Source organism: Frigidibacter sp. SD6-1, from assembly GCF_030143255.1.
Lineage (GTDB): Bacteria > Pseudomonadota > Alphaproteobacteria > Rhodobacterales > Rhodobacteraceae > TMP-24.
On the sequence record NZ_JARJNR010000006.1, the window covers coordinates 23,550 to 43,767 of the forward strand.

At 65.9% G+C, this 20,218-nt stretch carries 24 protein-coding genes; 19 read left to right on the forward strand and 5 right to left on the reverse strand.

The annotated features are described in order from the left end of the window. The first annotated feature begins 61 nt into the window (after positions 1–61). The gene (locus tag P0645_RS12050) at positions 62–472 is read left to right on the forward strand and encodes a hypothetical protein (protein ID WP_284164836.1); all 411 of its coding nucleotides are present in this window, start codon (positions 62–64) and stop codon (positions 470–472) included. Positions 473–639: 167 nt separating this feature from the next. Here P0645_RS12050 and P0645_RS12055 read toward each other — a convergent pair whose 3' ends face one another. Next, a complete protein-coding gene (locus P0645_RS12055; RefSeq protein WP_284164837.1) occupies positions 640–1,260 on the reverse strand; it encodes a hypothetical protein in 621 nt (206 codons plus the stop codon). 282 nt (positions 1,261–1,542) lie between these two features. On the opposite strand from P0645_RS12055, the gene ffh reads away from it, so the two are divergent. The 18 genes from ffh (at position 1,543) to P0645_RS12145 (ending at position 15,722) form a co-directional block, all read left to right on the forward strand. Continuing rightward, a complete protein-coding gene (gene ffh, locus P0645_RS12060; RefSeq protein WP_284164838.1) occupies positions 1,543–3,081 on the forward strand; it encodes a signal recognition particle protein in 1,539 nt (512 codons plus the stop codon). A gap of 172 nt (positions 3,082–3,253) precedes the next feature. After that, positions 3,254–3,766 (forward strand): GNAT family N-acetyltransferase, encoded by a 513-nt coding sequence (locus P0645_RS12065; protein ID WP_284164839.1) that lies wholly within the window; start codon positions 3,254–3,256, stop codon positions 3,764–3,766. Continuing rightward, the gene (locus P0645_RS12070; protein WP_284164840.1) at positions 3,763–4,269 is read left to right on the forward strand and encodes a GNAT family N-acetyltransferase; all 507 of its coding nucleotides are present in this window, start codon (positions 3,763–3,765) and stop codon (positions 4,267–4,269) included. Before P0645_RS12065 ends, P0645_RS12070 begins: the two co-directional genes overlap by 4 nt. Then, positions 4,266–4,793, forward strand: a complete 528-nt coding sequence (locus tag P0645_RS12075; RefSeq protein ID WP_284164841.1) for a GNAT family N-acetyltransferase — start codon at positions 4,266–4,268, stop codon at positions 4,791–4,793. The genes P0645_RS12070 and P0645_RS12075 overlap by 4 nt, the downstream gene beginning before the upstream one ends. A 70-nt stretch (positions 4,794–4,863) precedes the next feature. Beyond that, positions 4,864–5,445, forward strand: a complete 582-nt coding sequence (locus P0645_RS12080) for a GNAT family N-acetyltransferase (RefSeq protein ID WP_284164842.1) — start codon at positions 4,864–4,866, stop codon at positions 5,443–5,445. Beyond that, the gene (locus P0645_RS12085; RefSeq protein WP_284164843.1) at positions 5,442–5,960 is read left to right on the forward strand and encodes a GNAT family N-acetyltransferase; all 519 of its coding nucleotides are present in this window, start codon (positions 5,442–5,444) and stop codon (positions 5,958–5,960) included. The genes P0645_RS12080 and P0645_RS12085 overlap by 4 nt, the downstream gene beginning before the upstream one ends. A gap of 82 nt (positions 5,961–6,042) precedes the next feature. After that, the gene (locus P0645_RS12090) at positions 6,043–6,339 is read left to right on the forward strand and encodes a chorismate mutase (protein ID WP_284164844.1); all 297 of its coding nucleotides are present in this window, start codon (positions 6,043–6,045) and stop codon (positions 6,337–6,339) included. A 59-nt stretch (positions 6,340–6,398) separates the two neighbouring features. After that, positions 6,399–6,749, forward strand: coding sequence for a 30S ribosomal protein S16 (gene rpsP / locus P0645_RS12095; protein ID WP_284164845.1), 351 nt, complete (start codon positions 6,399–6,401; stop codon positions 6,747–6,749). Positions 6,750–6,755: 6 nt separating this feature from the next. Continuing rightward, positions 6,756–6,887 (forward strand): hypothetical protein, encoded by a 132-nt coding sequence (locus P0645_RS12100; protein ID WP_284164846.1) that lies wholly within the window; start codon positions 6,756–6,758, stop codon positions 6,885–6,887. Position 6,888: 1 nt separating this feature from the next. Continuing rightward, positions 6,889–7,407, forward strand: coding sequence for a ribosome maturation factor RimM (gene rimM, locus P0645_RS12105; protein WP_284164847.1), 519 nt, complete (start codon positions 6,889–6,891; stop codon positions 7,405–7,407). Then, positions 7,400–8,215 carry a tRNA (guanosine(37)-N1)-methyltransferase TrmD gene (gene trmD, locus P0645_RS12110; RefSeq protein WP_284164848.1) on the forward strand — a complete coding sequence of 272 codons (816 nt, stop codon included), beginning with the start codon at positions 7,400–7,402 and terminating at the stop codon, positions 8,213–8,215. The genes rimM and trmD overlap by 8 nt, the downstream gene beginning before the upstream one ends. A gap of 117 nt (positions 8,216–8,332) precedes the next feature. Further along, positions 8,333–8,752 (forward strand): alternative ribosome rescue aminoacyl-tRNA hydrolase ArfB, encoded by a 420-nt coding sequence (arfB, locus tag P0645_RS12115; protein ID WP_284164849.1) that lies wholly within the window; start codon positions 8,333–8,335, stop codon positions 8,750–8,752. Continuing rightward, entirely contained in the window at positions 8,745–9,995 is a 1,251-nt protein-coding gene (locus P0645_RS12120; protein ID WP_284164850.1) for an aspartate aminotransferase family protein, read from the forward strand. Before arfB ends, P0645_RS12120 begins: the two co-directional genes overlap by 8 nt. Continuing rightward, complete coding sequence (locus P0645_RS12125; protein WP_284164851.1) at positions 9,992–10,972, forward strand: phosphotransferase enzyme family protein; 981 nt, start codon at positions 9,992–9,994, stop codon at positions 10,970–10,972. The genes P0645_RS12120 and P0645_RS12125 overlap by 4 nt, the downstream gene beginning before the upstream one ends. 159 nt (positions 10,973–11,131) lie before the next feature. Continuing rightward, positions 11,132–12,544 (forward strand): oligosaccharide flippase family protein, encoded by a 1,413-nt coding sequence (locus P0645_RS12130; protein WP_284164852.1) that lies wholly within the window; start codon positions 11,132–11,134, stop codon positions 12,542–12,544. After that, a complete protein-coding gene (locus P0645_RS12135) occupies positions 12,541–13,572 on the forward strand; it encodes a glycosyltransferase (RefSeq protein ID WP_284164853.1) in 1,032 nt (343 codons plus the stop codon). Before P0645_RS12130 ends, P0645_RS12135 begins: the two co-directional genes overlap by 4 nt. Further along, positions 13,553–14,476 (forward strand): esterase-like activity of phytase family protein, encoded by a 924-nt coding sequence (locus tag P0645_RS12140; protein ID WP_284164854.1) that lies wholly within the window; start codon positions 13,553–13,555, stop codon positions 14,474–14,476. The genes P0645_RS12135 and P0645_RS12140 overlap by 20 nt, the downstream gene beginning before the upstream one ends. Before the next feature lie 37 nt (positions 14,477–14,513). Further along, a complete protein-coding gene (locus P0645_RS12145) occupies positions 14,514–15,722 on the forward strand; it encodes a glycosyltransferase family 4 protein (RefSeq protein ID WP_284164855.1) in 1,209 nt (402 codons plus the stop codon). Here P0645_RS12145 and P0645_RS12150 read toward each other — a convergent pair. From P0645_RS12150 to P0645_RS12165, 4 genes are all read right to left on the reverse strand, one after another. Then, complete coding sequence (locus P0645_RS12150) at positions 15,689–16,318, reverse strand: rhomboid family intramembrane serine protease (RefSeq protein WP_284164856.1); 630 nt, start codon at positions 16,316–16,318, stop codon at positions 15,689–15,691. The two genes, P0645_RS12145 and P0645_RS12150, sit on opposite strands and share 34 nt — an antisense overlap. A gap of 43 nt (positions 16,319–16,361) precedes the next feature. Next, a complete protein-coding gene (gene xrtD / locus P0645_RS12155; RefSeq protein ID WP_284164857.1) occupies positions 16,362–17,969 on the reverse strand; it encodes a VPLPA-CTERM-specific exosortase XrtD in 1,608 nt (535 codons plus the stop codon). Between the two features lie 131 nt (positions 17,970–18,100). Then, positions 18,101–19,498 carry a hypothetical protein gene (locus P0645_RS12160; protein ID WP_284164858.1) on the reverse strand — a complete coding sequence of 466 codons (1,398 nt, stop codon included), beginning with the start codon at positions 19,496–19,498 and terminating at the stop codon, positions 18,101–18,103. Positions 19,499–19,513: 15 nt separating this feature from the next. Next, complete coding sequence (locus tag P0645_RS12165) at positions 19,514–20,146, reverse strand: polysaccharide biosynthesis/export family protein (protein ID WP_284164859.1); 633 nt, start codon at positions 20,144–20,146, stop codon at positions 19,514–19,516. Positions 20,147–20,218: the final 72 nt, after the last annotated feature.

Below are 20,218 nucleotides of genomic sequence, written 5' to 3' on the forward strand. Positions count from 1 at the left end.
AGCCGCTGCGGAAACGATGGTTCCCGCTGCCTGCCCGCAGACCGCCGCGAAAGATGGTCCCATGCACGCCCCGCACGTCAGGCCCTTTCCCTGCCGCCCGAAGCGCCTGCTCGCCTGTCTGGCGCTTGCCGGGCTGCCGTCACATGCCGCCCTCGCCGCCTGCACCCTGCCCGCTTTCGTCCGCAGCGAGGTGCCCGGTGCGTCGGCGATCCTTGCGGCGCCGACGACGGGCGCCGCGCAGATCGGCAACGTGCCGATGGTCGACGATCCTGATCACGGCAGGATGGGCGGCGAAGTTACCATCACCGACATCCGTGACGGCTATGCCGCGATCACCGACGTGCATGCCTGGGGCGATCCCGACCGGACCGCGCTCTGGCTCGCGGACCAAAGGACCGAGGCGCCCATCTGGGTGCGCGGCATCTGCGGCGCCCAGGAAACCACCTGCGACGGCGTCACCGGCAACGAATGAATGTCCGCCTGACGCCCTCAGTCGCTGCCCGCAGATGGATCGCGGACCAGCAGGACGCTAACCACATCGCAGACACCAGCGTTAGTGCTGATATGCATTGAGTCTTTACACGGGCCGCCGGGTGGGGAAGTGGCGGCAATAGTGCCGGTCAAGCCTGCCCTCATGCCTTAGCGTGCGCGGCCCGCGAAGTCGTAATAACCGATGACGGAACCGCTCACGCCAGCCACCAGCCCGCCGATGATCGCTCCGGCCACTTGGCCGATACCCGGGAAGAGCGAACCGATTCCTGCTCCAACACCCGCACCTTCGATCCCTGATTGCGCATCGTGCGCGATCACCAGCACGGCCGTCTCGAGTGGAAAATTGGCAAGGCGTTCCCTTGCATAGTCAGCACTGTCGGCGATCACCGCGGCGATCATCTTGGCGACATCACCAAGGCTTTCTATGACCTCCTCGTAGAGCGCCAGTACCGCTTCTATCAATTCGGGAAGGCCCGGTGCGCCGAATATCGTATCGAGAAATCGGCGCAGTGCCTCAAGATCGCTGCCGCCGATCACTTCTCGCTGCGCCAACGCCTCGAGCGTCTTGTTGAGACCCGCCTGCGACAGTGCCAGATCCTCGCCCAGCACGGCTCCTGCCTCGGCGAGGCCAGCGCCATGAAAGACGCGGACCGCCGTGGCATCGACCAAAAGCTCCAACGTTTCTTGGGCATTGCCGATGGCTGCCGCACCCGAGCCCAGCACGAGCCCAGCAACGACATGGCGACGTGAAGTCTTGATAGTGTGCATGTCAGCCCCCCGGTTGATCACATGGCGAATACTATCATAGGATTCTGGTTGATTCCACTTTTCACTTCAGGATTGTATCCAACCGCTTTCCTTGACTCCCGCCCCCAAGCGGCGTAAGCGCCCACCCAAACCCCCGGAAGTTTGCGCTTCCGGTCCTGAGGCCAAAGGCCGGGATCGCCATCTGTCAGCGCGTTGCGCCCACAGGTGTCATTCTGCTTTGGCGCGGGGCGCAAGGGCGAAGCTGGACTATATCACCCGGGCAACCGGCGAAGGAGTGAGAGAATGTTCGAGAGCCTGTCAGAACGCCTTGGCGGTGTTTTCGAGCGCCTCACCAAACAGGGCGCGCTCTCGGAAGCCGACGTGAAGGCGGCGCTGCGCGAGGTCCGCGTGGCGCTTCTCGAAGCCGACGTTTCGCTGCCCGTCGTGCAGGATTTCGTGAAACGGGTCGAGGCGGGCGCCACCGGCCAGGCGGTGACGAAATCCGTCACCCCCGGCCAGCAGGTGGTGAAGATCGTCCATGACGAGCTTGTGCGCGTCCTGGCGGGCGACGGCGAGCCCGAGGCGCTGAAGATCGACAACCCGCCCTCGGCCCTCCTGATGGTCGGCCTGCAGGGCTCGGGCAAGACCACGACCACGGCGAAGCTGGCCAAGCGCCTGACCGAGAAGAACGGCAAGCGCGTGCTGATGGCCTCGCTCGACACCAACCGCCCCGCCGCGATGGAACAGCTTCAGATCCTCGGGACCCAGATCGGCGTCGATACCCTGCCGATCGTGAAAGGCGAAAGCGCCGTCCAGATCGCGAAACGCGCCAAGAGCCAGGCGACACTCGGCGGCTATGACGTCTACATGCTCGACACTGCCGGGCGCCTTCATATCGACGAAGCGCTGATGGCCGAGGTCCAGGCCGTCCGCGACATCGCCCAGCCCCGCGAAACCCTTCTGGTCGTCGACGGCCTCACGGGGCAGGACGCCGTGAACGTCGCGACCGAGTTCGAGGCCAAGGTCGGCATCTCCGGCGTCGTCCTCACAAGGATGGACGGCGACGGCCGCGGCGGCGCCGCGCTTTCCATGCGCGCCGTGACCGGCAAGCCCATCCGCTTCGTGGGCCTCGGCGAAAAGATGGACGCGATCGACGCCTTCGACGCCGAACGGATCGCGGGCCGCATCCTCGGCATGGGCGACATCGTCGCGCTGGTCGAGAAAGCCCGCGAGACGATGGAGATCGCCGAGGCGGAGCGCATGGCCAAGCGCTTTGCCAAGGGCCTGTTCAACATGAACGACCTCAAGGGCCAGCTCGAGCAGATGCTCAAGATGGGCGGCATGCAGGGGCTGATGGGCATGATGCCCGGCATGGGCAAGATGGCCAAGCAGGCCGAGCAGGCCGGTTTCGACGACCGCATGCTGCGCCGCCAGATCGCGCTCATCAACTCGATGACGAAAAAGGAACGCGCCAACCCCGACCTGATGGCCGCCTCGCGCAAGCGCCGGGTGGCGGCGGGCGCCGGTCTCGACGTTGCCGAACTGAACCGCCTTCTGAAACAGCACCGGCAGATGGCCGACATGATGAAGAAGATGGGCAAGATGGGCAAGGGCGGCATGATGAAGGCCGCGATGCAGATGATGGGCGGCAAGGGTCTCGGGGGCGGCGCCGACATGCCCAAGGACCTCGCCTCGATGAGCCCCGCCGAAATGGAGGCCATGGCCAAGGGCATGCAGGAAGGCATGGGCGGCAAGCTGCCGGGCCTCGGCGGCCTCGGCGGGCTGAAACTCCCGGGCGGGCTTTCCGGCCTCGGCGGGCTGGGGTTCGGGAAGAAGAAGTGAACCTGACGCGGACATTCGGGCGCGTGGCGGGACGATCCCCCCACCCTCTCCCTCCCCACAAGGGGGAGGGAAGCGCCCTTCTGTCGTCCGCTATGCATGCGGATAACACCACGCCCGCAATCCTCGCGCTTCCCTCCCCCTCGTGGGGAGGGAGAGGGTGGGGGGCGCCGACATGACCACGCTGCACACCGCGCGCCTCACCCTGCGCGTCCCCACCATGGCCGACCTCGACGCCAGCGCCCGTTTCTGGGCCTCGGACCGCTCACAGATGGTGGGCGGCCCCTGGACTTACGAGAAAACCCGCGACAGCCTCGCCGACGTCATCGACCAATGGCGCCGCCACGGCTTCGGCCTCTTCACCGTCACCTTCCGCGACACCGGCGAAGCCATCGGCGGCATCGGCCCCTATTTCCCGCAAACCCACCCCGAACCCGAACTCGGATGGAGCCTCTGGTCGGCCGACCTCGAAGGCAGGGGCCTCGCACTCGAGGGCGCCACCGCCGCCCGCGACTGGTTCTTCGCAGCGAGCGGCCACCGGACCGCCGTCAGCTACACCGACCCCGCCAACCACCGCTCGCACCGCCTCTGCGAACGGATGGGCGCAACGCCCGATCCCGACGCCCCCCACCCCTACGGCGACGAACCGACGCTGACCTGGCGCCACCATGCCGGGGGTCGCGCATGATCCCCACCCTCCACACCCGGCGCCTCATCCTCCGCGCCCCCAAACTCGCCGATTTCGAACATTGGGCGGCGTTCTTCGCCTCCCCCCGCTCGATCCACGAACGGGGCATGATGAGCCGCATCGACGCCTGGCGCACCTGGGCCGCCGACGTGGCGATCTGGCAACTGAAGGGCTACGGCCCCTTCGGCATGGATGACCGCGCGACCGGCGCCTATCTGGGCGAGGTCGGCATCTATCACGGCGACGATTTCCCCGGCCCGGAACTGGGCTGGTTCGTCGTGCCCGAGGCCGAGGGCAAGGGCTATGCGGCCGAGGCCGCCCGCGCCGTCCTCGACTGGGTGCGTGCCAGCTTCGACTGGCCCCATGTCACCAACATCATCGACCCCGCGAACGCCCGCTCCATCGCCCTCGGCCTCCGCCTCGGCGGCGTGATCGACCCGACGCTTCCCGGCGTCGACCCCGGCGACGTGGTGATCCGCCACGATCTCGGAGGGCGGCCATGAGGTTCCACAACGGCGCCCCCACGCTGCAATCCGGCCGGCTGACCCTCGGCCCGGTCAATGACGCCCATTGCGCCGCCTTCATCGCCTTCTGCGCCACCGATACCTCGCGCTTTCTCGGCGGCCCTTCGGACAGCGAGGACGCCTGGGTCGGGGTCGCGATGCAGGCCGGGCAATGGACGCTGCGCGGCTATGGCACCTTCTGGGTCAGCGAGACGGCGACGGCCACGCCGGTCGGCCGCGTCGGCATCTTCCACCCGGGCTGGCGTAGCGAGCCTGAACTGAGCTGGGTGATCTATCCCGCCTTCCAGGGGCGCGGCTTTGCGACCGAGGCCGCGTTGGCGGCGCGCGACTGGGCATACGAGACATGTGGGTTCGGCCCGCTGATGAGCCTCATCGACCCGGCAAATTCCGCATCCGAGCGCGTGGCACGGCGCCTTGGCGCGGCGAACCAAGGCCCCCACCGCACCGACGTGCCCCACAGTGTGAACCGCTGGCGCCACCCCGGCCGCGAGGCGCGCGCATGATCCGCCCCGTTTCTTCTTTGTCGAAATACTCCGGGGTCCGGGGCAGCGCCCCGGAAGCGGGGGCCGGGTCATGATCCGCCCCTGGGAACAGCCCGCACCGGATGGACCGGCCGCCGCCCTCGCCGCGGCGCTGGCCGCCCTTGTCCCGACGATCGAAACCGCGCGCCTCAGGCTGCGCGCGCCGCGGCTCGCGGATTTCGACACCTGGGCCGAGATCGAATGTTCCGAACGCGCCACCTTCATCGGCGGGCCGATGACGCGCGACGACGGCTGGCGCGACTTCACCCAGGCGACGGCGACCTGGCTCCTGCGCGGCCATGGCCTCTGGTCGGTCGAAAGCCGCGACGGCGCGGACCTTCTCGGCTTCGTCCTGATCGGATTCGAGCCGGGCGACCAGGAACCGGAACTGGGCTATCTCTTCACCGCCGCCGCCGAGGGCCGGGGCCTCGCCGTCGAGGCGGCCGGGGCGGCGCGGGACCATGCCTTCCGCGGCCTCGGCCTGCAATCGCTGGTCAGCTATGTCGATCGGGGTAACGACCGGTCCGCCCGGCTGGCGGAACGGCTCGGCGCCCGTCGCGACCGTTCGGCCGAAACCGCCGTCGGACCGGATTGCCGCGTCTACCGCCACCCCGGCCCGGAGGCGCGCGCATGACCTTGACACCCCCGCCCAGCGCGCGCCTGCGTTTCTGCATGCCGGCCGAAAGGCATCTCGACGCCATGACCGCCTTTCAGACCGGCCCGCGCGCGGCCGAACGCGGCTGGTCCTGCCGCCCGCACGAGGCCTGGCGCCACTGGGCCGCGATCATCGGCCATCATGCGCTGCGCGGCTTCGGCCCCTTCGTCGGCGAGCGGCTGGACGACGGCCAGCCGGTCGGCCTCTTCGGCCCCTGGCACCCGGGCGGCCAGGCTGAGCGCGAGATCAAATGGACGCTCTGGGACGGTGCGGACGAGGGCAGAGGCCTTGCACGCGAGGCGGCGGAAACGATGATCTCCTTCGCGTTCAGGCAGCTCGGCTGGGACCGAGCCGTCAGCTACATCGAGCCGGGCAACGCCCGCTCGGCGGCGCTGGCATCACGGCTGGGCGCGCGCAAGGACGGGCAGTGGCAGACGCCGTCCGGGAAATGCGTCGATGTCTGGCGCCATCCATCACCGGGGGATCGGCTATGAAATGGTTACTGCGTGTCGGGACGGATGCGGGACGGGTGCGGGACGCAAGACCGACGCCTGCCAGCCTTTTGGGAAGGGGCCTATGATGGACACGGCAACCCGCGCGGCAGCGCTTCTGAGCGAACATCGCGACGCCATCGACCGGCTGGACGCGATCCTTGTCTATACGCTCGCCGAGCGGTTCAAGCAGACCCAGGCGGTCGGGCGGCTGAAGGCCGCGCACGAGCTGCCGCCCGCCGATCCGGTACGCGAGGCGACCCAGATGGCGCGGCTGGAGGCCCTGGCACGAGAGGCCGACCTCGACCCCGAACTCGCGAAGAAATTCCTGACCTTCATCATCTCCGAAGTCATCAGGCATCACGAGAAACTACAGAAATAGCAACCCGGTAGGATGGGCAATATTGCCCATCCTACGAAGCCATCCAAAGGAGAAAACACATGGCTATGAAAATCCGTCTGGCGCGCGGCGGTTCCAAGAAGCGCCCGTTCTATTCGATCGTTGCATCCGACAGCCGCATGCCGCGCGACGGCCGCTTCATCGAGAAGCTCGGCACCTACAACCCGCTGCTCGCCAAGGATGACGAGAAGCGCGTTGTGATGAACATGGAACGCGTGAACCACTGGCTCGCCCAAGGCGCCCAGCCGACCGACCGCGTCGCCCGCTTCCTCGAAGCTTCTGGCGCCAAGCCCAAGACCACCCGCGCCAACATGAAGAAGGCCGAACCCGGCGACAAGGCCAAGAAGCGCGCCGAGGAAAAGGCCGCGAAATCCGAAGCGGCGGCCGAGTAAGCCACCATGTTCGTTGGCTTTTTCCTGCGCCGTATCGTGACCGTCACGCTGTGCGCGGCGGCCTTCTGGGCGGGCGTGAAGGCCGACAACCTGTTCGCCGGGGAACCTGCCCCGGCGGCCGACTGCGCGGGGGGCTGACATGGCGGATCGCATCTGCGTCGGCGCCATCGCGGGGGCATTCGGGGTCAAGGGCGAAGTGCGGCTGAAAAGCTTCTGCGCCCAGCCCGAGGCCATCGCCGCCTATGCGCCGCTCTGGTCCAAGGACGGCAGCCGCAGCTTCACGCTGCGCCTGACCCGCGGCTCCGGCGGCGGCCTCACCGCCCGGCTCTCGGGCATCAATACCAAGGAAGAGGCGGATGCGCTGCGCGGCTTCGAGCTTTACGCCGACCGCGACAAGCTGCCCAACCTTCCCGACGATGAATTCTATCATGCCGACCTCATCGGGCTTGAGGTGCTGGACACGTCCGGCCGCCCGCTCGGCCGGGTGAAGGCGGTCCACAACCACGGCGCGGGCGACTTTCTGGAGATCACGGCGCCGGGCGGCGGGCTCCTTGTGCCCTTCACCAGGGCGGCCGTTCCGACCGTCGATCTGACGGCCCGCCGCATCATCGCCGATCCGCCTGATGACTTGGGGTCCGAGGATCAGGGCGATGAGTGATGAAAAGCCCAAATCTCACGGTCGCCTTGCCATTTCCGCAGCGCTGCGCCCGCGCGAACTGTTGACCGACAGGCCGCGCCTCAAGGACGCCTGGACCGCACGGATCATCACGCTCTTTCCCGAGGCTTTTCCCGGCACGCTTGGCCTCAGCCTGACCGGCAAGGCCCTGGCCGAAGGCAAGTGGGCGCTTGAAACCATCGACCTGCGCCCCTTCGGCGAGGGGCGCCACCGCAATGTCGACGACACCCCCGCGGGCGGCGGGGCGGGCATGGTCCTGCGCCCCGATGTCGTCTCACGCGCGCTCGACGAGGCGGCGCGCGGCGCGCCGGACGACCGGGCGCGCTGGCCGCTCCTCTACCTCTCCCCGCGCGGGCGACCGTTCGATCAGGCCATGGCCCGCCGCTTTGCCGCGGCAGAGGGCCTGACCCTTCTCTGCGGCAGGTTCGAGGGCGTGGATGAACGGGTGATCGAGGCCTTCGGGATCGAGGAAGTGAGCCTTGGCGATTTCGTCCTGACCGGTGGAGAGATCGCCGCGCAGGCGCTGATCGACGCGACCGTCAGGCTTCTGCCCGGCGTCCTCGGCAACGCCGCCTCGACCGAGGAGGAAAGCTTCTCGGCGGGGCTTCTGGAATATCCCCAATATACAAGACCGCAGGTCTGGCAGGGTCGCGAAATCCCGGCCGTCCTCATGTCCGGCCATCACGGCGAGATCGCGAGGTGGCGGCGGGCGGAGGCCGAGCGGATCACGCGGGAACGCCGCCCCGACCTCTGGGCAAGACATACGGACAAGACAGGTCGCGCCGGCTGACGCCCAAAATCCTTCGCGAAGGATTTTGGCAAATTTTTTCGCGAAAAAATTTGCACCGCCCCCGGCCGCACCGCGCAATCCTTGACCGCGCGCGAAGGCCGGGCGAGAACCCGGATCATGCTCTGGATCACCGACACACTCACGATCGCCGACTGGGAGCTTTCGGAAAGCTTTTCCCGCTCTTCCGGGCCTGGCGGGCAGAATGTGAACAAGGTCTCGACGGCGGTCGATCTGCGGTTCGAGGCGGAACGCAGCCCGCATCTGCCCGCAGCCGTCAAGGCAAGGCTGAAGCGGCTTGCCGGGCGGCGCTGGACCACCGACGGCGCCATCCTGATCCAGGTCGAGGAGACCCGCAGCCAGGCGCGCAATCGCGAGATCGCGCGCGAACGGCTGTCGGACCTGATCCGCGCGGCGCTGGTGGCGCCGAAGCGGCGGGTGGCGACCAAGCCGACCTATGGCAGCCAGCAGCGGCGCTTGAAGTCCAAGGCGGAAAGGTCCGAGGTCAAGGCCATGCGGGGGAAGGTCGAGGATGAGTGATCTTCTTGAGCGGCGGGCAGCACTTCTTGGCCCCAATGTCCCGACCTTCTACCGCGAGCCGGTGCATATCGTGCGCGGCGACGGGGTCTGGCTTCATGACGCCGAAGGCCGCCGCTATCTCGACTGCTACAACAATGTGCCGCACGTCGGCCATTGCCACCCGAAGGTGGTTGAGGCGATCGCCCGGCAATCGGCGCTCTTGAACACCCATACCCGCTATCTGCACGCCGGAATACTCGACTATCTGGAACGGCTGACGGCGACCTTCGGCCATGGCCTTTCCCAGGCGATCATGGTCTGCACCGGGTCCGAGGCGAACGATATAGCCCTTCGCATGGCGCAGGCGGCGACCGGCAGGACCGGGCTGATTGCGACCGACAATACCTATCATGGCAATACGGCCGCCGTGTCGGCGCTGAATACGCGCCGTCCGCCCATCGGCGGCTGGCCGCCCCATGTCCGGCGCGTCCCCGCGCCGGACGGGCTGGTGCCGGGCGGCTGCGATGGTGCGGCTTTCGGGGTCAATGTCGCCCGCGCGATCAGGGAACTGGAGGAGGCGGGCTTCGGCTGCGCCGCCCTGATCCTCTGCCCGATCTTTGCAAACGAAGGCCTGCCGGATGTGGCGCCGGGGTTCCTCGACCAGGCGGCGGCGGCGGTGCGCAAGGCGGGTGGGCTGATCATTTCGGATGAGGTGCAGCCGGGGTTCGGGCGGCTCGGGCGGCAGTGGTGGGGGCATGACTGGCTGGGCTTCGCGCCCGATGTGGCGACGATGGGCAAGCCGATGGGCAACGGCTATCCGGTCGCGGGCGTGGTCGCGCGACCGGATGTGATGGCGGCTTTCCGCGAGGCATTTGGATATTTCAACACATTCGGCGGCAATCCGGTGGCCTGCGCCGCCGCCATGGCGGTTCTCGACGTGATCGAGGAAGAGGGGTTGATGGACCATGCGGCGCGGGTGAGCGACCGGATGGCAGGACACCTCGCGGCCCTCTCGCATCCGCTGATCGCGGGCGTCCGGGCGCGGGGCCTTTTCTTCGCGGTCGAACTGGCGCGGGACGGCATGCCCGCACCGGAGGCGGCCGAGGCGGTCGTCGAGACGATGAAGGCGCGCGGCATCCTGATCGGACGGATCGGACGCGCCCAGCATATCCTGAAACTGCGTCCGCCCATGCCGTTCGGGACGGCAGAGGCCGATTTCGCGGCCGAGGCGCTTGCCGACAGTCTGCAAGAGGTTGCGGTGTGACCGCCGAAGATACAACCGAGATCGCGGCCGAAGCCGCCCGGCTTTGGGGGGCGGTCGCCACACCCGAACTGATCGTCGCGCGCGAGAACATCGTCTACAGGATGGAGCTTTCCAGAGGGCGTCGCGCCGCGCTTAGGCTGCACCGCGTGGGCTACCAGAGCCGCAAGGCGATAGAGGCGGAGCTGCTGTGGACAGGCGCGCTCGCCGCGCGCGGTTTTCCGACGCCGGGGCCGGTTCCCCTTCCGGGCGGCAAGGTGACGGCCGAAGTCGGCGGCCGCATTGTCAGCGCGACCGAATGGATTGCGGGCGAACCGGTCGGCTGCGCCGCCCTGCCGCTTGGCGGAAGCCGTGCCGAACAGGCCGACCTGCATCGCGATATCGGCAGGCTGATTGCCCGGCTGCACAGTCTGACGGACGGTCTGGACCTGTCGCCCACGCTGCCGCGACCACGATGGGATGCGGAAGGTCTATTGGGTGCCACGCCGCTTTGGGGCGCGTTCTGGCGGCACCCTGGCCTCGACAGCGAGGCGAGTGCGCTGCTTCATCGGCTGCGGGCATCCCTTCACGAGAGGTTGGCGCGTGGAGACGGATTTGCCGCCGATTTCGGCCTGATCCATGCCGATGTCCTGCGGGAAAACCTGCTTGCCGCCGATGGGACTCTGTCGCTCATCGACTTTGACGACAGCGGTTATGGCTACCGCATCTATGATCTCGGCACCGCGCTCGTGCAAAGTCTTGAAGAAACGACGCTTCCCGACCTCGCCCGCGCGCTACTTGAAGGCTACAACGGCGAACGCGGGCAGGCGCTCGTTTTCACCGAAGATGACCTCAGGATCGGCGTCCTTCTGCGCGCGCTTGCCTCCTGCGGCTGGATCCAGAGCCGGGCCGCGCCGGACGACCCGCGCCAGCGCCTCTATGTCGCGCGTGCTGTCCGGCTAGCCGGTCTGGTCGAGCGGGGCCTGCCGGGCTGGACCTGACGATTGTTCGCGGCAAAGGCCTCAAGCGTGCCTTTTCGGCAAGTCTTTGCACAAATGTGAAAAAGTCGCGCGCGCGCCCGCGTTCCGCGCTTGCGATCAGGGCCGAATGCGTTGAAAACCATTGGCAACCCCGATGACACAAAGGCCCCACCCCCGATCATGCTGAAGAAAGCAATCATGGTGGTGTCGGGCAATGCCTTTGCCTCGATCTTCCTTCTCTTGCGCAACCTGATCGTCGCGCGGCTGATGAGCCCGGAGAATTACGGCATCGCCTCGACCTATGCGATCTCGATGTCGGTGGTGGAGATGCTGTCCTACCTCGGGCTCAACCAGCTGATGGTGGTCGACAAGGACGGCGACAATCCGCGTTTCCAGGCGGCGATGCAGGGTTTTCAGGTGCTGCGGGGCACGTTTTCCGCCATCGTCCTCTTCCTCATCGCATACCCTTATGCGCAGTTTCTCGGTGTCGAGCGGGTGGCTTGGAGCTATGAGATCCTGGCGCTGATCCCGTTCATCAACGGCTTTCAGCACTACGATGTGCACCGCGAACGGCGGCATATGAATTTCACGCCGACGGTGCTGGTGAACTCGATCCCGGCCTTCGTCTCGGTCCTGTCGCTCTGGCCGCTGGCGCTGATGTTCGGCGATTACCGGATCATGCTCTTTGCGTTGTTCGCCCAGGCGATTGCCATGGTCGCGACAACGCATCTGACGGCGAAACGACCCTACCGGCTGACGCTCGATTTCGGTCTGATGAAACATGCGGCCCTTTTCGGCTGGCCGCTGCTTCTGGACGGCGCGCTGATCTTCGGCGCTTTCAACGGCGAGCGGCTGATCGTGCTCAGGGAGCTGGGCGTGACGCAGTTCGCCTTTTTCTCGATGGCCTTCACGCTGACGCTGACCCCGACAGTCGTTCTGTTCAATTCCTTTCAGTCGCTGTTCCTGCCACAGTTGACCGCAGCGCGCGCGGACCCTGCCGCATTCCAGCGCCTGTCGGTCGCGGCAATCGAGTCGAACCTCGCGATCGCCGTTCTATTGATGATGGGGACAGCGATCGTCGGTGGGCCGCTGACCTATCTGCTTTTAGGGCCCAAATACCTGTCGATCCTGGGCGTGCTTGTGCCCATCGCCGCGCTACAGGCAATCCGCATCGCCAAGAGCGGCGCGAACATCGTCGCCTTGGCCATAGGGAAATCGCAAAGTTCGATGTGGTGCAACCTGATCCGGGTCGCTTCGCTGCCTTTCTCCTGGTGGGTGGCGATCCGGACCGGGGACATATTCACCATCATCTGGATCGTCTGCGTGGCAGAGGGCCTGGCCTTCGCGCTTTCCATGGTGCTCGCGAAGAAATGGGCTGGCATTCAGCTGAGACCGTTGATCCTGCCGGTCGGCCTGACTGCCGCACTGACCGGCTTTGCCGTCTATGACAGCTTTGCCCATCCGCCGGTGCAATCCATGCTGGACCATCTGCATTGGGGGCTGCTGTTGATCTTCGCGCTCGGGATGGTTTCCCTGCTGACCATGACAGGGATGCGGCATTTCGCGACCGAATGGTGGCGGGGGCGCCGATGAGCGGGTCAGGTGAACAGAACCGCCGGGGGTCGCCGACGATTGGTGTGGTGATCGTCACTTTCAACGCCGCCGATGTGATCGGCGAATGCCTCACGAGCCTTTTGTCGCAGACGGGTGAGCGACCAGGCATAGTCGTCGTGGACAACCAGTCGACCGACGGCACGGTCGGCGCGATCCGCGACTGGGCGGCCGCGCCCGGGCGGCCATGCCTGAGCGAGCAAAATTGGCCTTCGGCGGCCACTCCGGCCGACGGGCTTTGCCTGATCCATTCCGGCGCCAACCGGGGGTTCGCGGGCGGGGTGAATATCGGGCTCGCGGCCCTCGCCGACCGGCCGGAGATCGGGCATTTCTGGGTGCTCAACCCCGATGCCTTCGCCGATCCCGGCGCGACGGACGCGATCCTGGCCGCCGCCGCGCGCTGGCCGGGCTACGGCATTATGGGCGGGCGGGTGCAATATGCAGAGCCGCCCTGCAACATCCAGATCGACGGCGGCACGATCAACCGCTGGACCGGCGTGACCGGCAATATCAACCTCGGCCGCCCGGCGAGCATGCCGCAGCCCGAGGCGCAGGAGGTGGACTTCGTCACCGGCGCCAATCTGGTCGTTTCGCGGCGCTTCTACGAGAAGGTCGGGCCGATGCGCGAGGATTACTTCCTCTATTACGAAGAGGTGGACTGGGCGCTGAGGCGCGGCGATCTGGCACTGGTGGTGGCACCGGGTTTTCTTGTCCACCATCACGCGGGAACGGCGATCGGTTCGCCCACGCTGAACCGCCTCGCCTCGCCTTTCTCGATCTGGTTCAAATACCGGGGCCGGATGAAGTTCGTGCGCCGCTTCCTGCCCCTGTCCTGGCCGCTGGCGATGGCGCACGCGACCGCGAAGGCGATGCAGCTGGCGCTGAAAGGCGCCTGGCCGCAGGCGCTGACCATCCTTGCAGCGGTCTACGGCCTGCCCGCGCCGCGCATGGTGCGCGACCGGCTGACGCCGGACGCGCAGGAGATCGCCTTTGGCAAGCGCGGGCGCTAGGCGCGGCCTCCTCGCTTTGCTCGCGACGGCCGCGGCGGCTGGCGCCGCCTGGGCCGATGGCCCCGGGCAGGCGCGGCTGCTGGGGTCCGTGATCTGGGAGGATCAGTCGGCCGAGTTCGGCGGTCTTTCCGGTTTCACCTTCACAGAGCCGGGCGGCGCGTTCTATGCAGTCAGCGATCATGGCCTGTTGCTGAGCGGCCTTATCCTGCGCGACGCGGCGGGCGTGATCTCTGGCGTCGAGGCGACAGGCGCCGCGCGCTTTATCGACAACAAGGGCGAACCGGCACGGGGCTTCCATGGCGATGCCGAAGCAGTGCGGGTCGCGCCGGACGGCGCTATCCTTGTCGCATTCGAAAGCTATGCGCGTGTCGCGCGCTTCCGCCCGCCCGGGATGCAGCCCGAACCAATGCAGGACTGGGACCGGTTCCGCGCGATCTGGGGCAATGAGGGGATGGAATCGCTTGCCCTGAGCGACGACGGCCGCGTAATGACCCTTCGGGAAGCGCCCGGCCCCGACGGCTATGCGAGCTTTCTCTATCGCGGCGGGCGGACATGGGTGACGGGCCCGAGCCTTGTCACCGACGGCAGTTTCGCTGCGGTGGATGCCGACTTCGGCCCCGACGGGCGGCTTTATGTGCTCGAACGTTCCTATTCGATCCTGTCCGGCTATCAGACGCGCATTTCCGCCTACAGGGCAGAGGGCGAGGGGTTCGGCGCGCCCGACGTGCTTTTGCAGACCGAGGCAGGCGCCTTCGGCGATTTCGAAGGAATGGATGTCTGGCGCGATCCGGCGGGGCGCATGATTGCCACGCTGATTTCCGACAACAATTTCGTCTCCTTGATCCCGACCGTCATCGCGGAGTTCGAATTGCCCGCCGGGGCTTTGCAGGAGCAGAGCCCGTGAGATACTGCGTTGGACCAGTGAAACCGGAGCCCTTGAGATGATGTCACCGACCGGGCGGCGCATTCTGATCGTCGTCGAGAACCTGCCCGTGCCGCTCGACCGCCGAGTCTGGCTGGAAGCTACAACGCTGAAGGCGGCGGGCTATGAGGTGAGCGTGATCTGCCCAACCGGGCGCGGCTGGGACAAGCACTACGAGGAAATCGAGGGCATCCATATCTACCGCTACCCCGAACCGGTCGAGGCCCATTCCGGCGCCATAGCCTATGCGCGGGAATATCTGCATTCGCTGGTCCATTGGTTCCGGCTGGCCCGCAAGGTGCGGCGCGAACGTGGCTTCGACGTGATCCAGGGCTGCAACCCGCCCGACCTGATCTTCCTTCTGGCCTGGTGGTACCGGCTGCGGGGCGTGCGCTACCTTTTCGACCATCACGATGTCTGCCCGGAACTGTTCGAAGCCAAGTTCGGCAGGAAGGGCCTCCTTTACAAGATCATGCTGATCTGGGAGCGGATGACCTTCGCCACCGCCTCCGTCTCGATCGCCACCAATGAAAGCTTCCGCGAGATCGCCCTGCGGCGTGGAAAGATGCGGCCCGAGGATGTGTTCGTCGTCCGCTCCGCCCCCAAGATCGAGAAGTTCGAGATCCGCCCCGCCGATCCGGCGATGCGCAAGGGCGCGGGCACGGTTCTGGGCTATGTCGGCGTGATCGGCCAGCAGGAGGGGATGGATCTTCTGGTCGCCGCCGCCGATCACCTGATCCGGGTCATCGGGCGCGGCGATGTGCATTTCCTGATCGTCGGCTTCGGGCCGGAATTGCCGAATGTCGAGGCGGATGTGGCCGCCCGGGGCCTGTCGGACCACTTCACCTTCACCGGGCCGCTTTATGGCGGCGACCTGTTGAGGGCGCTCAATTCCTGCGACATCGGCGTCAGCCCCGACCCGAAGAATGCGATGAACGACATTTCCACCATGAACAAGGTCATGGAATATATGACGCTGGAAAAGCCGGTGGTGCAGTTCGACCTGAAGGAGGGCCGGGCCTCGGCGGGCGAAGCGTCGGTCTATGCCAGTGCCAACGACCCGGTCGATTTCGCGGCGAAGATCGCCCTTCTGATGGACGCGCCAGAGCGGCGGCGCGAGATGGGGCGGATCGGGCGGGAACGGGTGTTGCGGGAGCTGAGCTGGGCCCATTCGGCGCCGAAGCTTCTGGCGGCCTACGACCGGGTCTTCGCCAAGCTTGGACGCTGAGGCGGCAAGACCCACGCCAAGAGGAGACCGCCGAGGAACCCGCCAAGATGGGTCTGCCAGGCGATCGTGTCGGGAATCGCCAGCATCAGCCCGCCGTTAAGGACGACGAGAAGAACCAACTGCTGCCCGGCCCAGCGAACGGCGCGGCGCCGGTCAGCGAAGAGGCGGAAGCGCCAGCCGAGGACGAGCGCGTAGAGACCGAACAAGGCGCCCGAGGCGCCGACCATCGGCTGGCCGTCCCGCTGAAGAAGCGCATAGCCAAGCCCACCTGCCACCGCGAGCGCGAGATAGAGGAGGAGGAAGCGCAAGGCGCCGAGCCGCGCTGCGGGCCAGCGGCCCAGCGGGAAGAGCGCCAGCATGTTCATCAGGAAGTGCGCGGGGTTCGCGTGCAGGAAGGCATAGGTGAGATACATCAGGAAGATCTGGCCCGGATAGGCAGCCCAGTGCGGCGGCACGGGCCAGAAGGCGAACCGGTCGGCGAGGGTCAGGCGCAGGTAGCGAAGCGGGATGAGACCGTAGTCAGAGGCGCTGGCCAAAAGTTCAGGCACCAGGCAAAGGATCAGGACAAGCCACAGCGTGCCCTGACCACGCCGCATGGACTGCCCCCTGCCCCGCCCGGTTACAGGAACCCGGACCAAATCAGAACGGCACGTATTTCGGCAGAGATTTCAAACTCTCGGCCATGAAGCGTATAAGCCGCGCCTCGGCCTCCGCCTCGGTCTCGCCCGGATTGATCGGCGTGACGTAGCGGACGAGCGCGCCGTCGGTCCGCCCCTTGGCAAGGCTGTCGTAAAGCACGTTCAGCTTGGCGCGGAAATCGTTGGTCTCGCGCGTGCCACGCCCTTCGAACCAGTAATAGACCAGCTGCTTCATCAGCCCTTTCTGGATGATCGCGCGGTTGGCGGCGAAGGTGCCGTAACCCGCCGCTGTCATGTCGACCGGCACCGATTGCAGGCTGAAGATTTCCCAGCCGCCCGACGGCAGGCAGACCTCGGGCGAATGGATGCCCTGGCCTTCGGTCTGCTTGCGATAATAGGCGACGAAGAGCGCCACTACATCCTTCTCTGCGGGCGCCTTGTAAACCGTGTTCACGTAATCGTCGGCGGCGAGCACTTTCTCGATTTCCGGCTCAAGCCGCTGGCTGTAGCCCGACCAGCCCGCGATCTCGCGCGGGTAAAGCGTCAGGTTGGTGCGCGCGGGCTCGATCACCGCCTTGGCGGGGGCGAAGTGCCAGGCGCCCGATACGGCACCGGTGAGCATCACCGCGCCGGCAAGGAACAAGGTTGGGCGCAGCGTCAGCACGCGGGCGAGGATGCGGCCGAACCCCTCGAAATCAAGGTCGATCGCCTCGGACAGGGGTTTGGGATTGGGCGTCAGCCGCTGCAGCGCGATGGCCATGGCAAAAAGGATGAGGACGCACAGGAGGAAGACCACCCAGCCTTCGAAGAAATGCAGGAAGCCCTCGGCCTGCTTAATCCCGTAGCGGTCGACAAGGATGCCGATCACGCCGATCCGGAAGGAATTCATCAAGACGGTGATCGGCGCGGCGGACAGAAGAAGCACGATCTTGTGCCAAAGCGGACCGCGATAGAGGATCGAGAAGAGGTAGGAGAAGCTGAGGATCGGGAAGAGGTAGCGCAGGCCCGAGCAAGCCTCGGCCACCTGGAGCTTGTAGACCCCGAGGTCGATCACATTGCCTTCCAGATAGACGGCAACGCCCGCGAGACTGACGAACCAGACCCCGATCGCCGAGGATATCCATTGCAGGAAGATCGTGAGCTTCCAGTAGAGGATCTGCGGCAGGGGCAGCATGAAGACCAGATGGAAGACCGGCAACTGGTGGCGCCGCCCGCGCCGCCAGCCAAAGATCGCGATCACCACGCCGGAGACCCAGAAGATGTACGCATAGGTCACGATGTCGGGCACGCGCATGAAATTGCCCAGAAGCGCCACGAGGAGCGACGCACCGATCAGAAGAAGACCCTGCCAGCCATCACGCACCTGCGCAACCGGCCAAGGCTCGCGCCGCATCTCGCGCAGGAAGAGATAGAGCGAGATCAGCGGGATAAGCGGGCCGTGGCTGTATTCGGCCGTGGACCAGGCGGCCGCAAGCGAGCGGAAGCCGATCCAGAAGATCGGCAGTGACGCAAGACAGAGAAGCGCAAACAGGCCAAAGCCCGCCGGGCTCAGCGCAAGCGCCGAGCCGGTGGTGGATGTCTGGCCTCGAACTCTGCTGGTCTCTGTCATCATTTTCCGCAGGTTACCTGACCCTTATAGGTCAAAGTCCGGCGCCGGCGTAATCAAATAAGCGCAGGTTCTTCGTCTGGTCCGGGTCACGCCCGCCCCGGAAACAATGGGCCGGGGCAAAGCGCGCCGTTTCACGGACGATAGCTGAAATTCCGCCCGAGCGTCACGAAGAGCGAGGTCGAATCCGCGTCGGCCAGACCGGTTTCCTTGCGTTGCCGGTATTCGACGCCGCCTGTCAGGTTCCAGTCGGCAGTCAGGTCGCGGCTGTAGGTCGCCTGAAGCGTCGTCAGTTCGACCGTGTCGCCCGGCGCGAAAATGCTGGTGCTGGTGTCCTGCTCGCCCCAATCGAGGCTGAGCCTGAGCCGCGAGATCGTGTCGATCGGGTGGGTGTAGTCGACACCGATCCTGGTATCGACCACTTCCTGGTCGTTGTTGTTGGTCGAGGCGCTGCGATCAAGCGACAGGGTCAGCGTGTCGGACGGCAGCTGGATATTATAGGCAATCGAGGCGATCCAGCCCATGTCGCCGATATCGGCGTCCGTGACACCGAGCGAGGCGCGCAGATTGCCGCGCGGCAGCTGCAGGTCGCGACCAAAGGTCAGGGTCGAGCGGCGGCCGTTCTGGTTGACCGAGGATTTGAAGGCCCCGAAAGCAGAGCCGTTCGGCAAGGCTTTGGTCAGCCGAAGATCGGACGACAGGCCATCCCGGTTTGTCGTGCCGGTGTTGCGGACGGTTTCCACATCGGTCAGGCCGATCTGGCCGTCGAAAGTCAGGACCGAATTGATCTCGTAGGCGAGGCCCACCGAAAGGTCCTGCGTTGTCCGCCTGGTCTGGAATGCGTCATTCGCCTCATACCGCGACAGGCCAGCGACAAGGCGCGCGGTCGCAACCGGGCTCAGCCGGAACTTGAGCGTGCCGGTCGCGCTGTTTGTCTCGGTATCGAAGATGCGCGGATTGAGGACGTTGCTGTAATCCTTCTCGGCATGCTTCAGGTCGATCGTGAAGCCAAGCGGCGCGGTCAGGCCCACCTCGTATTTCAGGCCGAGGTTGGTGTCGCGCAAGGTGCCGCCATTGCCGACCAATGTCCCGAACTGCTGTTCTTCCCGTTCCACCTGGAACGGGTTGAGGAACTCGCGATCGACGTCGCGGTAGCTGCCCGTCAGCGTCAGGCGGCTGTTCACGCTGTCGGTGACATAGCGAAGTTTCAACGTCGGATCTTCAAGTCCGCTGACCGAACGGCCGGGAATATCGGCAAAGCGCAGGACGCCTGTCGCAAGGATCGACAGATCGTGCGCCGAATTCCTGCTGGTGAGGCCGAAGCTCAGATTGGTGTCTGAGATCATGGTATCGCCGGCGCCGCCGCCGGGCGTCAGGGCGAAATTGTCATCGTACTTCAGCGTCGTGCTGACGCCTATGTCGACCTGAAGCCCTCCGGATGCACCTGTGCCTCCCTGTTGAGGGGAGGCGTAGGTCGGCCAGAGTGTTGCGAGTGCGGCGATGACCGCCAGTCTGCTCGTCGTTGATCCCACCCGATATCCTGCCTGTTATTCGAAGAGGCGGCGCTCCGGTACCACGATCACATCGCCCTGACGCAGAACGATGACCGGCGCACTCGCACCCTGCTGCACTGCCTTGTAGTTATAGTTATATACCGTTTCCTTGCCGGATTTGGAATCCGCCCGGCGCAGCTGAATGCGCTTTGTTGCCGCAAAGCGCGTCAGGCCGCCGTTCTCGGCCAGGAACTGCAGAAGCGTGGTGCCGGGAACCACGTCCAGACGGCCGGGCTTGTTGAATTCGCCCATCGCATAGACCGACATCATGCCCGACTGCGTGACATTCTGCGCCGCAAGACCCGCGGCCGCGTTGGCCACCGCCTGCGTCGTCGGGTTGAGCTGTCCGACTGACAGGAACACCGTGGGCGGAGCGGCGAATTTCGAGGCGAGCGCAGCCGAGATCGACGAACGCATGCTGTCGATCGACTGGCCGCTGGCCTTGATCGCGCCGACAAGCGGCAGGCTGACCGTGCCGTCGGGCAGGACGAGGAGGTTCCGGTTGAGGCTCGGGTCTTCGAGGATTTCCATGTTCAGCACATCGCCGGACTGAATCCTGTAGGTCTGGGCAAGCGCCATGGGCGCGAGCATGAGGGCCAGCATGAGGCCGAGGAGGGTTCTGAGCATTTTGGCACCCTATCTATTGATCGGACCCAGATTAGAAGCGGCCCGTTCTTTTTCAAAACATTAACAAGACTC

Excerpts from the sequence above, each read along its gene's own strand:
- P0645_RS12050 (WP_284164836.1), top strand. The coding sequence starts at position 62 with ATGCACGCCCCGCACGTCAGGCCCTTTCCCTGCCGCCCGAAGCGCCTG.
- P0645_RS12055 (WP_284164837.1), bottom strand. The coding sequence starts at position 1,260 with ATGCACACTATCAAGACTTCACGTCGCCATGTCGTTGCTGGGCTCGTG.
- ffh (WP_284164838.1), top strand. The coding sequence starts at position 1,543 with ATGTTCGAGAGCCTGTCAGAACGCCTTGGCGGTGTTTTCGAGCGCCTC.
- P0645_RS12065 (WP_284164839.1), top strand. The coding sequence starts at position 3,254 with ATGACCACGCTGCACACCGCGCGCCTCACCCTGCGCGTCCCCACCATG.
- P0645_RS12070 (WP_284164840.1), top strand. The coding sequence starts at position 3,763 with ATGATCCCCACCCTCCACACCCGGCGCCTCATCCTCCGCGCCCCCAAA.
- P0645_RS12075 (WP_284164841.1), top strand. The coding sequence starts at position 4,266 with ATGAGGTTCCACAACGGCGCCCCCACGCTGCAATCCGGCCGGCTGACC.
- P0645_RS12080 (WP_284164842.1), top strand. The coding sequence starts at position 4,864 with ATGATCCGCCCCTGGGAACAGCCCGCACCGGATGGACCGGCCGCCGCC.
- P0645_RS12085 (WP_284164843.1), top strand. The coding sequence starts at position 5,442 with ATGACCTTGACACCCCCGCCCAGCGCGCGCCTGCGTTTCTGCATGCCG.
- P0645_RS12090 (WP_284164844.1), top strand. The coding sequence starts at position 6,043 with ATGATGGACACGGCAACCCGCGCGGCAGCGCTTCTGAGCGAACATCGC.
- rpsP (WP_284164845.1), top strand. The coding sequence starts at position 6,399 with ATGGCTATGAAAATCCGTCTGGCGCGCGGCGGTTCCAAGAAGCGCCCG.
- P0645_RS12100 (WP_284164846.1), top strand. The coding sequence starts at position 6,756 with ATGTTCGTTGGCTTTTTCCTGCGCCGTATCGTGACCGTCACGCTGTGC.
- rimM (WP_284164847.1), top strand. The coding sequence starts at position 6,889 with ATGGCGGATCGCATCTGCGTCGGCGCCATCGCGGGGGCATTCGGGGTC.
- trmD (WP_284164848.1), top strand. The coding sequence starts at position 7,400 with ATGAGTGATGAAAAGCCCAAATCTCACGGTCGCCTTGCCATTTCCGCA.
- arfB (WP_284164849.1), top strand. The coding sequence starts at position 8,333 with ATGCTCTGGATCACCGACACACTCACGATCGCCGACTGGGAGCTTTCG.
- P0645_RS12120 (WP_284164850.1), top strand. The coding sequence starts at position 8,745 with ATGAGTGATCTTCTTGAGCGGCGGGCAGCACTTCTTGGCCCCAATGTC.
- P0645_RS12130 (WP_284164852.1), top strand. The coding sequence starts at position 11,132 with ATGCTGAAGAAAGCAATCATGGTGGTGTCGGGCAATGCCTTTGCCTCG.
- P0645_RS12135 (WP_284164853.1), top strand. The coding sequence starts at position 12,541 with ATGAGCGGGTCAGGTGAACAGAACCGCCGGGGGTCGCCGACGATTGGT.
- P0645_RS12145 (WP_284164855.1), top strand. The coding sequence starts at position 14,514 with ATGATGTCACCGACCGGGCGGCGCATTCTGATCGTCGTCGAGAACCTG.
- P0645_RS12150 (WP_284164856.1), bottom strand. The coding sequence starts at position 16,318 with ATGCGGCGTGGTCAGGGCACGCTGTGGCTTGTCCTGATCCTTTGCCTG.
- xrtD (WP_284164857.1), bottom strand. The coding sequence starts at position 17,969 with ATGACAGAGACCAGCAGAGTTCGAGGCCAGACATCCACCACCGGCTCG.
- P0645_RS12165 (WP_284164859.1), bottom strand. The coding sequence starts at position 20,146 with ATGCTCAGAACCCTCCTCGGCCTCATGCTGGCCCTCATGCTCGCGCCC.